Genomic DNA, 13,118 nt, shown 5'->3' on the forward strand with positions numbered 1-13,118 from the left:
CAGCCTGAGCCTGAGGTAACAACATAAATCTCTCCTGTAGGGTGTAGCTGAAGTGTTACAATATCTAACTATAACAATGTATACATATTACAGATGAGAAAATCTAGAGGAAACGATGTCCTTACCAAAAGAAGACAAAAATACTCCTATTAAGTTAGAGCTAATTTATTCATGGTCCGATTTGAAAGCTTTTACTCAGCGTTTTAGAAATGAGTGGATACTGTCCATTCTATTTCTTCTCTTAGCCTTCGGGCAAAAACTATTTAGTAACAGCTTCTCTATTGATACTGAATCAATGGTTGGTAATCAATCTGCACAATATGGTGCGTGGTACGGACTTGATCGATTTGGACTAATGTGGGCAAAACGTATTCTTGGACTTTACTGGTACAACAACGCTGTTGCATCGTTTCTATCTATAGCACTTTTGCCCATAGTTGCCTTGTTATGGGGGTACCTCTTCTATGGGGTGACTCAGAACAAAGATAATTTCCATTTAGCGTTCTGGGCGATTCCCCTGCTGGTTTCTCCGGTTCTAGCCGAACAACTTGGTTTTCTCCTTCAAGCTGTCGAAATCAATTTTGGGCTTATTATACTACCAATATCGCTCATGATGCTTGTGAATACGGCGCACAATGTAAGCCGAGTAAAATTTCGCTCACATGCGCTTAGCATAAGTATATGGATTGCTCTTACTATTATTATCTTCGCCTTTACTATAAGTCTATATACCGCGTTCGTAACTATTATTATTTCTGCGGTAGGAATGGTGTATGTACTTCGCTTTATGCATTCTACCAAGCTCGAGCGCTCAGAAAATAAATCTTTTTGGACCTATATTTGCCTTCCAGCCATACTATGTATTTTCGGCTACATTCTCTTTTCCATAGTTAGCAAAATTGTACTGATAGCGCTACGTCAAACAACTAATCCATATATTACAAATCAAATGCGCTGGGGGAAAGATTCCCTCTCTCAGATATTCAAAACAATTGTCTCGCATGCAATAAATATGATCTTGGCAAACCGCATATACTATTTCATAGGATTTACAATAATTGCGATATTCCTATTTGTCTTAATGCTCGTAAAGGCTTTAAAAGCAAACGAATCCTGGCCGGTCATGTTAATGTTTGCGGCTGTATTGGCTTCACCACTGCTAATGTCAGTTCTTTTGGGATCTACCCCCGCTGTAAGAACAGAATTTACATACGTTTGGGTTGCTTCCTTTACTGTGATGGTATTAGCTCAAACACTCTGTGCTATAAGAATTCAACTCGGGAAAATCGCATTAGCCAGCCTGCTTCCTTGGGCCTTGGTACTTTATGTGGGATGGTCTCAGGCACTGGTAACCAATAGAATCTTCTACACAGAGTCAGTTGTATATTCCCAAGATATCTCTCGCGTTCATCTAATAGCTCAACAGATAAATGCTCTCGGACAGAATCAAACTTCTCAACTACCTGTTGTATTCGTTGGTAGCTTAGAACAGCAAGGAAATCCAGACACCTATTCCCCCGAAAAATTAGACTTAATCGGACGTTCTCTCTTCAGCATTACTTTCTCGACCGAACATGGAACGTGGGTAAAGAACCATCTCTTTACAAGCCAAGGATACATGTATATACTACCGAATTCTCAACAAATCAATCAAGCGGATGAGGCAGCAAAAACAATGCCTGAGTGGCCAGAAGCTGGAAGTGTAAAAATCGAAGAAGGGATAATAATAGTGAATTTGCACAAATAAGACAATGCGGCCAATGGTTAGAGAAGTTACCCGCATGAACCTTAATGCATGACTTTTCTAACCATTCGCTAAACTTTCCCATTTGTTCCTTGTAGCAGAGTTGCTACGATGGCAATGGAATAGCGTTCTGCCGAAGCTCTTCCGCAAGTTGCTTGTATGATCGCTTCTGTTCCACAAGATCCTGAATCCACAGGTACAACTTGTGATGAGTGTTGCTGTGAGAATCCTCGAAGAGGACATCAATACCATTGATATACAGGAGCACCAGAACAATCAATTTGTCTCGAACACCCGGTGCATTTAGTAATAAGAAGAATTATCGATTCCTGCACATCCTCATGAGCAGAGCCACAGCAGGTATTACCTCGATAGCCGGCCCCGCCCCTAGACGATCGAGGTATCACAGACAGCGAGAATTGTGATTCTTCTCACCTGTTGAAGCCTGTCCGAATCCCCAAGTCTGATTAACTGCTACATCCTTTGTAGCATGCGTGTTACCTACGCCCACTGACTATAATTAACGTGTCTGCTATTGCGTTGAACAGCACGCGATATAGAGATAACCTCATATGAGTCTTCTTTCTCTTCTTAAACACACAGTGTTCTCATTTTAGAAAACGCATTTCAAGGTTTTTGTGGGTTTGCGGCTTAGCCCACCACATTCACCTTCTATTTACATAGAATCATCTTCGTGAAATTCAGAGCCAAGATTATCCTCTTGAACGAAATAGTTTGGACGCCCCTTAGTTTGTAAGAATATTCGACCTAAATACTCGCCAATAATACCGAGAGATAACAACTGAATTCCACCTAGGAAGAGGATAGTAAATAATGTTGATGCATAGCCCGGCACATCAATACCAGTTATCAGCGTGTGCACAAAAATATAGATTGCATAAAAAACCGAAACGATAGACACGAAGCCACCGAAGAATGTTGCAACGCGTAATGGAGCAATAGTATACGTCGTTATACCATCGAGAGCCAAACCAAACAATTTACCATAATTCCATTTAGTCTTACCCGCTACACGCTCATCTCTATCGTACAAGAACTCAATTTTTTTAAAACCAATCCAGCTGAATAACGCTTTAGAATTTCTTTCCGATTCATCCAACCGTTGTAGCGCTTCTATACATTTACGGTCAAGCAGACGAAAATCTCCGGTATCTTTTTGAATAGGAACATCTGTCAACTTTTGCAACAGATTGTAATATGTTCTACTCGTAAACTTTTTAAGCCAGGTTTCACCGGAGCGGGAACGTCGTTTTGCATAGACATCGTCATATCCTTGTTTCCACAGTTCCACCATTTGAGGAATAAGCTCAGGCGGGTCTTGCAAATCTGCATCGATAATCACCAATGCGTCTGTAGTAACGTGTTGTATACCTGCAAACATAGCTTTTTCTTTTCCAAAATTTCTAGAAAGGAAAATATACTTTGCATAGTCATGGGTGCATGCAAAATCCTTAATAAGTACACGCGTATTATCACTAGAGCCGTCATCGACAAAGAGAAGCTGATAATCAATCTTTTCTTTATTATCTTCCACTAAGGATGCAAGTCGCGAAAAAAGAGGGCCAGTCGATTCTTCCTCGTTATAGCAAGGAATAAGTATTGTAAGTGACCTCTTTGCCATTCTATGTTCCTCCAAATGCGTCATACCTCGTCAATCATAGCAAAGACATCGCAAACCACAACACCACCAGCTGCATCACCAACATCAGCGGCACCCCAATATAGAAGTAATTCTTCCGCGCCTTGTGGTGGAACACATGCATACCTAACAAAGCGCCAACAGATCCACCAAAGAAGGAAAGCCCAAGCAAAGTCACAATTTTCACGCGCGCAGAACCGCGTATAGCCGCGCGCTTATCGATAGCAAAAGCAAGGAAAACCACCACATTCACAGCCCCCAGCACCCACAACAACCACTCATGAGCACCGAAAAAGCCCACAACATTCCAATTCCATACCGCGCGCACATGCCCGCTTACAGCCAGCGCAACCACAGCATCAATCACCAGCGAGCAAGCTACAATAACCCGCGTGAGCATAGTGGCTCTGTTAGCAGCGAGATAGAAGCCAAGAAAAGCAAGCGCAATACCGAGAGCACCACCGCACACGGCAAGCAAGCCGAGCACAACATCGACAACACCGTTGCCCTCACCAGCTTCACCCCACGCTAAATATGCACAACACATCAGCGCAGCGAGAAAACCAACGAGATTAACGCCACCAAGATAATACGCAATCACGCGCGGTTCTTCCACCAAGCACGCACGTAATACCATACGTAGCAGGCAATCATAAACGGAATCATGTAGAAGACTGTTGTGCGCTGTGAAGCGTCAAACAGAATCAAAATAAGCGCAATCACGGTCATTACCAAAGCAAGCGCCGGAATAAGCGGATACGCGCGCACCTTATACACCAACTTATCCACGCTCTTTCCCTCGCGAGCGCACTGGCGGCGGAACAGAATCTGACACACCACAATCGCCGCCCACACGACCAGCGTGGCTAAACCAGACACTGCCACGAGCACGAGGTACACGCTATCGGCGGCATAAACGGAACTGAGCAAGCACGCCATCGAACCGATCATCGAAATAATAACAGCAAAAACCGGCACACCGCGTGTATTGGTTTGCGCCAAACGAGGTGAAATCATGTCTTCCTTAGCCAGCGACCAGACCATGCGTGCGCACACGTACAGACCCGAGTTCGCGGCGGAGAGCACGGCGGTGAGCACGACGAAGTTCATAATATCGGCTGCAAACGGGAGCCCTATGGATTGAAAAACGAGCACGAACGGCGACGTGCTCACGCCGGACTTGTGCCACGGAATGAGAGCGGCCATCACGCCAATCGAGCCGATAAAGAAGAGAACGAGGCGGAACACGGTCGTGTGAATCGCCTTCGGAATTGCTTTGTGCGGATCTTTCGTTTCGCCCGCGGCTACGCCCACAACCTCAGTGCCGGAGAACGCGAAAATAACGGTGAGCAGGGTCGAGAAGATCGGCACGATACCGGTGGGGAACCAGCCATCGGCATAGAAGTTGCTCAGCCACGGCACCCCCGAAGCAGACATCGGCACAATCCCCACAATCGCCGCTGCGCCCAGCACGATAAAGGCAACAATGGCCACCACTTTAATGCTGGAGAACCAGAACTCCGCTTCCCCGTACATGCGCACGCTCATCAGATTGAGCGCCAACACAGCAAGCATAAACACCGCGGACCACACCCACGTAGGTGAATGAGGGAACCAAAACTTCATAAGCATGCCTGCGGCCGTAAACTCAGAAGCCAGCGCAACCGCCCAGTTGAGCCAGTAGAGCACAGCGACGGTAAACGCGGTACCGGGTCCAATAAATTTTTTCGCATACAGATGAAAACTACCTGCGTACGGCATTGCCACAGACAGCTCCCCCAAACACAGCATAACGCAGTAAACGAGCAGCGAGCCGGCAGCGTACGCGAGGATAGCGCCGAGAGGTCCGGCCGCGTGAATCGTTTCTCCAGAGCTGACGAACAGACCTGTACCGATAACGCCGCCGAGCGAAATCATGGTCAGATGGCGCGAGGACATGCGGCGCTTGAGTCCGTCATGATTATTCGCCACGGTATCTTTCTGTGTCATGCGCTCTCTCGCTTTCCTTTGGCTGCGCGCAGTCCGCGTATACTCCTCGGCTAAGTTTAGCGGTACCTCGTTATAGCGAGCACGGCAAAGGAAAACGCCTTACCGAGCGAGAGCATCAGTAAGGCGTTTTGGGAGAGGAAAATTTAGTTAACCGCGAGCACGTAGCGCCGCGTATTCCTCGAGGAGGAACTGCGTGAGACGCTTGCCATCTTTTCCGAAAAGCACTGCCATGGAATTAATCGGCATAGTTTCAAGGAACATCTGCACACCTAAGTTATCTTCAGGAATAGCAGGTAGTTCACCGGATGCGCCAAGCTCAAACATGCGCTGTACGACTACGGAACCATATGGATCCTTCTTGAATTCACCGAAGTTGGACCATTCGTTGAGTTCTTCGTAGAAGTCATCACCAGCAAGTTCGATGGTTTCACGTGAAACAATATCGCGCGATGATGTACCGACCTCAACACCGTAAACACCAGCGGCTACCCGCCAGCCGCCATCATGCTCAGACCAGTAAGCGAAAGCACGATTATCCAGCTCGAACTCAACTCGTGCAGATTCACCAGCCGCTAAGAAGACCTTCTTAAAACCCTTCAGCTCGTGTGCTGGGCGCTGCACTGGTGAGGAATCTGCAGGATTGACGTACACCTGCACAACCTCAGCACCGTCAACCGTAGACGTGTTTCGCACGGTTGCACTCACGCTCGCAGAAACAGCTCCAGTAACCTCAACCTCCACATCGCTAATCTCGAAAGTCGAGTAGCTTAATCCAAAGCCGAATGGATAAGCCACATCTACGCCAAAGCTGTCGTAGTAACGGTAGCCAACAAATACGCCTTCACCGTAATCTACTACGCGATCACCTCCAGGCCAATTGAGCATAGAAGGATCATCAGTAAGATTCAGTGGCACCGACTGTGCGAGCTTACCCGATGGATTAGCATCTCCGAAAAGAATATCTGCTACAGCGCTACCACCTGCCTGGCCAAGCAACCAAGTTTCCAACACAGCAGCAGCATCGTCTTGCCATGGATTCATCTGCACAGCCGAACCATTAGACAATGCCACAACAACGCGAGGATTTACTGCAGCAATACGTGACAGTAATTCAATCTGCTTAGCTGGCAAATTCAGGTGTGTGCGGTCAAATCCTTCAGATTCTTCTGGCTCTGGCAGACCCATATATACCACAGCTACGTCTGCAGCACGTGCAGCCTCTACTGCTTGCACGGTGAGAGCTGGATCTTGCTGCGCGCTATCTAAGGTAAAACCTGGAACGAAGCTGTACGAAGCGCCACGCTCTTCCAAAGCATCAAGGAAAGAGGTCATCTTTGTTGGGTTAATATGCGAAGATCCGCCGCCCTGATAACGTGGTGTACGCGCAAACTCGCCAATCACCGCAATATTCGTAACCTTGTGAAGAGGTAATAATCCGCCTTCGTTCTTGAGTAGAACGATGGATTCCTGAGCCGCACGACGAGCCAAAGCGTGGTGCGCGTCCTTGTCGAAGACGAAACCTTCGCGTTCCATCGCAGCTCGTGCCTTCTCCACCAGGTCGAGCATGCCTTGAGCCATAGCATCCAGCTGAGCCTCATCTAAACGACCGTCACGCACAGCCAGCACAACCTCATCATCGCTAAAGCTTGGAGGCATCTCCAAGTTCAAGCCACCCTTCAGCGAGGCAACATGGTCGTGCACAGCACCCCAATCACTCATCACAATGCCTTCAAAGCCCCACTCTTCGCGCAGAACCTTGGTGAGCAGCCAATGGTTTTCCGAACCGAAAACACCATTGAGCTGATTGTACGCGCACATAATCGTCCACGGCTGAGCAGTCTTTACGATGTGCTCGAATGCTGGCAAATAAATCTCGCGCAAAGCACGCTCGGAAATACGAGCATCGATACGCAAACGATCGGTCTCCTGATTATTGGCCGCAAAATGCTTCAACGATGTGCCCACGCCCTGAGACTGCACACCTTCCACAATGCCAACAGCCTCATGGCCTGCCAAATATGGGTCTTCCGACCAATATTCGAAGGAACGACCACCCAAAGGGTTGCGCTTAATATTCACGCCCGGACCCAAAATAACAGCTACGTCTTCCTGCACACACTCCTCGCCCATGGCCACGCCCACTTCGCGCACCAAATCTGGATTCCACGAGCTCGACATACCTGCTGCTGGAGGGAAGCAGGTTGCTGGAACAGTATTCTTCATATCCAGCGCCGCAACCTCAGAGTTTTCCTTACGCAAACCGTGAGGACCGTCAGTGAGCATATAGCCAGGAACACCAGCGCGCTCAATAGCCTGGAAATGCCATGCGTCACCACCCGAGGTGAGCGAAGCCTTCTCTTCAAGAGTTAAATCGTGTACATTCACCATTGATTGTCTCCTTACCTTACTCACTCAGACATTTAGCTCAGTACTACAGCCACATTCCAGCGGTCGATAGTCAGCTGATCACCCGCGCTCACCGCATCACCTGCAGCAACCGTGCCGCTACCAGCAATCTTACCATCCTGGCCAATAGTTACCGGCGCAACCAGAACTTCGCCCGAAACAGGAGAAGCAAAAGTTACTTCATCAGCACTGTAGTTTAAGAAGTACGTAGCTGTTTTGCCTTCAGGAGTAATGGTTTGGCGAACCGTCACCGTGCCAGCCACAGCAGCACCAACCACCTCGATACCCGCATGTTCTACGGCTTCATGCAAGATCTCGCGTGTTGCTTCAGGCGTTGGCAAAGTAGCGATATACTGGGCATCACCCTGACCGAAAGCATGGCGAGTAATAGCTGGATGCGAATCCCAAGCATAGTGATCATATGAACCGAGAACTTCAACCCCACCCGCAGAAGAACCACCATCAACATTCAACAGCTCAATCAAAGCCTCCGCACCAAAGGTCTCGACCGCAGGACCGCTCACCGTCACTGCACCATCTGGACGAGTGAACTGGTTGTAGCTCACACCGAACACATCGGTTAAGCCGTGAGGAGCAGCATCTTGCCACACTGTCGTATTCTCATCGGAGACGAAAGAACGCAAGGTAGACACCAAGTGACCGCCCTGCTCCACGTAGGCACGCAAATTATCAATCGTGCTTTGAGGAGCCACATACAAAACGGGAGTGAGCACCATATCGTAACGATTAATACGCTCAGCCTCGGCATTCACTGGGATAATATCGACTTCCACATTCAACTCGAAAAGAGCATCGTAGAAGCGGCGCACCACATCGTTATACATAACAGTGCCACCCCATGGGAAGCCGGTTTCGAGCTGGAACCAGTTGAGCGCACTCAATGCTTCATTCGATACCATCATCGCCACACGGTTATTTTTGTGTGCATGAACCAAACGACCACCACGAGCAGGATTAGCCATTTCTCGACCAAATACCCCAGCTTCTTCATAGGTCGGATTCTTCGCAAAATCGTGTGAAAGCACACCCTTCCAGTAGGTTTCGAAAGAGTTGTGAATCGAATGCCAGTGCCAATACATAACACCATCCGCACCGTTAGCCACATGCGAGTAGGCTTGCAAGCGCAACTGACCAGGGTAAGGCAACCAACCATGCTGCCCCTGAGCTTCAGTTTCGAGCACAATAAAATTCTTACCATCTTTCACGCTACGAGCAACATCTCCACCGAAAGCAATTTCTTTGCCCGTTAAGTGTTCCTCTGTTGGATGATAAATATCGACACCCGAAATATCTACAGCACGTCCAGCTTCAAAATGATTCACCGCTGGCTGCACGCCGTATGAGTATCCGCGCCATTCATAATCAAAATTATGCGTAATAAACTGATCTTCGCGAGCATATTCGCGCACAATATCTGCCTGCCAAGCCAAGAAATCAGCCACAACACTGCGACGGAATTCATCGAAAGCGCCACGCAACGACTGATTAATAGATCCATTAACATCAGGGAAGTTTTCCCACGCATCTACTCGATTCGACCAGTAATCCAAGCCAAAAGCCTTGTTCAGCTCATCTGTGGAGTTATGGAAGCGCTTACGCAAGGACTGCACGAAAAGCTTTTGCATATCTGGACTGCAGGAATCATAGTATTTCGTTTCGTTATCCACTTGGAAACCGATAACCTGCGGATGAGGTGCTGTGTGTGAGATAAGTTTACGGATAATACGTTCAGCATAGAAACGATACGTACCGTTAACGATATCCATGTTTTGACGCGCACCGTACTTCGCTTGCCCAGTATTATCTTGCACAGCCAGCACATGCGGATCTAATTCCACAAGCCAACTTGGAACAGCAGCGGTTGGAGTGCCAATAATAACCTTAATATCATAGCGAGCAGCAGCTTCTAAAGCGCGGTCTACATGTGCAAGGTTAAAAACGCCCGGTTCTGGCTCTTCTGTGCTCCATGTAAATTCAGCAATACGAATAACATTCATGCCAGCTTCACGCATCATAGCAAAGTCTTCATCGATACGCTCAAGATTGTGCGGCAGAATATATTCATCGTAATAGGCCGCTCCAAAAAGGAAGTCATCTACCTGATTTTTTGCCATTATTTTCCTTAAACCTGTAACTTCTAAGCTTAGGCCGCCGGACTTACCCAGTAGCCTAAGCATGATTCTTCTGTTTTAGTCCAGCATGAAGCTGTTGAAAGAACGAGCTTTGAGAGTAACGCTAAAGCCCTGCTCTGGCTTGTCTGGATGTGCGAAAGTGAAAGGCATATCCTGATTCAAAGCATTCTGAGCAATAACGGCAATTGTTCCGTCTGGATTCTCAAAAGCAATAGCCATGGAATTAAAATGACCTGTGCTTCCTAGCACGCGAGCGCCGGGCTTAACGAACTTAGAGAAGTGCTTCATCACGTAATATTCAGGATTGCGCGTAATCTCACCTGTTTTTGAATCTACCGAATACAAGGAGTTTTGCATCCAACCCCAGGTAGATACCACCTCGGTGAGCACCATATTCCAATACGTGTAGGTGGTGGCACCGTTACGGAAGTAATGGTTCATCAGATGGAAGATATATTCTGCATAATCCCATGCGTTCTCGCCGTTACCGCATTCAGATTCAGTCTGGAAAATTTCCATCTCTGGCCACGAGCTGTGTGTACGCTGAATAGCTGCACGTCCTGCCCACTGGTAGCCCAAGCCCTTAATATATTTGCGAGCTTCGTCATCGAAGAGAATATTATCTACCCAACGGTTGTAGTTATCCATGCGCATGCCGTAACCTACGCCTGTAAATGCCATATCTTCTGGACCGTTCAAGGTTCCTAAGCAAATATCAACATCAATACCTTCGCGTTCGAAGGTTGGTCCCAGATAATCGCGCACAAATACCTTCATATCTTCGCTGTCATAGAGGCAGCTTGGGAATTTTTGGTCAGCAAAAACCTCGTTTTGTGGGAAAATATGGGTTACTTTAATGCCATGAGCTTCGTAAGCGCGCACATATTTAACGAAGTAGTTTGCATATGCTTGCAGATTTTCTGGGGTCATTACTAAACGACCGAAATTATAGACCTTTGGGAACTTCATCCATGTTGGAGGAGACCATGGGCTGGTAAAAAGCTTGAGATCTGGCTGATATTTTTGAGCGCGCTGAATATATGGAATCAAAGTTTTTTCGTCGCGCTCAATACTAAAGTTTTCCAGCTCGTAATCGCCGTCTGTTTCGCCATAGCTGTACCAGTCAAGCGAAAAATCATTCGCGCCTACTGGAGCACGGTTAAAAACGAAGTTCATTTCTGATGGATCAAATAGTTCCTTAAATACCTGCTCAGCATCTTCAGGACTAGCAATTTCTGTGAGAGCTTGATATCCAAGCTCATTAAAGCAGCCGCCAAAACCGCGGATAGCTTGGAACTTGTCGCCGGTTAACCGGAAATCAGCAGAGCTGGTAACTGTGGTGTTTTCTACGGGCTGTTCTACAAATTTCTCAGCTTCTGTGGTGGAAATCCATGTAGTCATTTTATGCCTTCCATAAAGCACAAGCGCAGATCTACAACGCACATACGCTTGTGCACATTACTTATTGATTATTACTTGGTGGAGCGAATCATGTAAATAAACACAACTGCCAGAACAGAGAACGCAATAGCGACTTGGAAGACGAGGTTATAGCCAACCGAAATAACAATAACACCCGTTAAGATTGGCCCAACCATCTGGCCGAGGGTTGTAGCAATATTCAAAATACCCAAGTCCTTACCAGCTTCTTCTGGATTTGGCAGAACATCAATATTCAAAGCCTGGTCTACAGCGCCGTATACAGCGTAACCGAAACCTGCCAGAGCAGCGAAACCAAACATAGACCATTCTGTGCGGAATACCCATGGCAGTAAGTAGCCCAAGCACATGCAGATGGATGCCATAGCTACAGGAAGCTTACGCTTACCAATTTTATCGGAAATATAGCCAGATCCTAAGGAACCAATCAAACCGAAGACCATAATAACAGTGGACATAATTGCAATGGTTTTTGCAGATGCCTCTTTGCTCATGCCAATATGATCTTGAAGAATATAGAGCTGATAGTTCAAAATCATGTAGTAACCGAAAATAATGAAGGTGCGGCCGAGGAATGCGTACCAGAAATCACGAGCCCCCCCTGGTTGGAGGAATAAAGGACTTCAGCAAATCACCAAGTCCAGATTCTACTGGTGGCAAATTCGCAGCAGATGGCTCAGTTGGCCAAATGAGCACAGCAGCTAATCCAGATATGCCCATAAGAATACCTGCAACGAGGAAGCCAGGAACCGTCATATTAATAAAGAATGCAGCAATAATCGTACCCATCGAGGTGCCAACTGTTGTACCCAAAGACATAAAGGCAGACATAGTTGCTCGCATATCTTCTGGAACGCGGTCAGATAATGCAGCAATAATTGGCGCAATCATAGCGTTTAAGCCAAACATGCAGACGCAGTACCAGAAACCGATAATCCACGGATTATCGAACATACCTGTGAGGAAGAGCGAGAGACCGCCTACAATGCCACCGCCCAGAATCCAAGGAGTACGGCGGCCAAAACGAGAGCGCGTACGGTCAGAAAGATTTCCAAACAAAAGGTTAGAAATCAAAGAAGCAAAAGCTGTTACAGAATTTAGTACAGTAAAAATAGCAGTAGCTGTCTTTTCATCACCAGCAACATCCTTCAAATGCTGAGGCAAAAGAACAGAAGCAACCAGTGCCAAACCGCCCATCCACAGCAACGCAAAAGCGAAGAACGTGATGTAATAACGCCAACGATCAACTGAGCTCAGTTTCTCCTGTGGCATTGCGACAGTATTTTCACTCATATTATCTCCTTTGATGAGTGTCTCCATTAACTTCAGTATGAGTGTGCATTCTGAACGACACTAACTTTGTGAACGTTCACAACACTTCTTTTATACTACACAAAACTCAAGAACTTTTCATCTCTCCATACGCTCTTGAACCTTGAACAAGTTTACAGACTTTGTTAGTTAAATGAATAGACTAACTATTTCGGCGTGTCGAAAACTTTCGAAAGCTTATGCGAGAAGCTTTGCTTTTCAGCGGTTCTTTCCTTTTAAAGCCGGAACTTTTTTACTTAAAAAGCACTGCCACACATACCCAATTGCTGTTTGCCGAGGAGTAAAAGATAATACGGTGAACGTTCACATAATGAGCACAAAACTGAGTCTTATCTCACGAATATCTCTGACATGCAGTCAATAAAAACGCACTACAAAGTTCCATAAGCAAAAG

Annotated in this window: 7 protein-coding genes and 1 pseudogene; 1 reads left to right on the forward strand and 7 read right to left on the reverse strand. The window is 46.8% G+C overall.

The genetic code is table 11. From position 1 onward, the window contains the following. Nucleotides 1–115 precede the first annotated feature (115 nt). On the forward strand, nt 116–1,747 hold the full coding sequence (locus HMPREF2909_RS06365) for a glucosyltransferase domain-containing protein (RefSeq protein WP_084797291.1): 1,632 nt from the start codon (nt 116–118) through the stop codon (nt 1,745–1,747). A gap of 673 nt (nt 1,748–2,420) precedes the next feature. Here the strand turns inward: HMPREF2909_RS06365 and HMPREF2909_RS06370 are convergent. The 7 genes and pseudogenes from HMPREF2909_RS06370 to HMPREF2909_RS09895 all read right to left on the reverse strand — a co-directional run bounded on the left by HMPREF2909_RS06370 (nt 2,421) and on the right by HMPREF2909_RS09895 (nt 12,685). Then, nucleotides 2,421–3,386, reverse strand: a complete 966-nt coding sequence (locus HMPREF2909_RS06370) for a glycosyltransferase family 2 protein (RefSeq protein ID WP_071415633.1) — start codon at nt 3,384–3,386, stop codon at nt 2,421–2,423. A gap of 34 nt (nt 3,387–3,420) precedes the next feature. Then, nucleotides 3,421–4,041, reverse strand: a complete 621-nt coding sequence (locus HMPREF2909_RS09355) for a DUF1294 domain-containing protein (RefSeq protein WP_210387881.1) — start codon at nt 4,039–4,041, stop codon at nt 3,421–3,423. Next, a complete protein-coding gene (locus tag HMPREF2909_RS06380; RefSeq protein WP_071415634.1) occupies nt 4,002–5,393 on the reverse strand; it encodes an amino acid permease in 1,392 nt (463 codons plus the stop codon). The genes HMPREF2909_RS09355 and HMPREF2909_RS06380 overlap by 40 nt, the downstream gene beginning before the upstream one ends. A 147-nt stretch (nt 5,394–5,540) precedes the next feature. After that, on the reverse strand, nt 5,541–7,781 hold the full coding sequence (locus HMPREF2909_RS06385) for an exo-alpha-(1->6)-L-arabinopyranosidase (protein WP_071415635.1): 2,241 nt from the start codon (nt 7,779–7,781) through the stop codon (nt 5,541–5,543). Between the two features lie 32 nt (nt 7,782–7,813). Beyond that, nucleotides 7,814–9,934 carry a beta-galactosidase gene (locus HMPREF2909_RS06390; RefSeq protein WP_071415636.1) on the reverse strand — a complete coding sequence of 707 codons (2,121 nt, stop codon included), beginning with the start codon at nt 9,932–9,934 and terminating at the stop codon, nt 7,814–7,816. A gap of 75 nt (nt 9,935–10,009) precedes the next feature. Then, nucleotides 10,010–11,353 (reverse strand): glycoside hydrolase family 30 protein, encoded by a 1,344-nt coding sequence (locus HMPREF2909_RS06395; RefSeq protein WP_071415637.1) that lies wholly within the window; start codon nt 11,351–11,353, stop codon nt 10,010–10,012. A 71-nt stretch (nt 11,354–11,424) separates the two neighbouring features. After that, nucleotides 11,425–12,685 (reverse strand): annotated as a pseudogene (locus HMPREF2909_RS09895) (MFS transporter). Nucleotides 12,686–13,118 lie beyond the last annotated feature (433 nt).

The organism is Alloscardovia sp. HMSC034E08, from assembly GCF_001813415.1.
In the GTDB taxonomy this organism is placed as follows: Bacteria; Actinomycetota; Actinomycetes; order Actinomycetales; family Bifidobacteriaceae; genus Alloscardovia; species Alloscardovia omnicolens.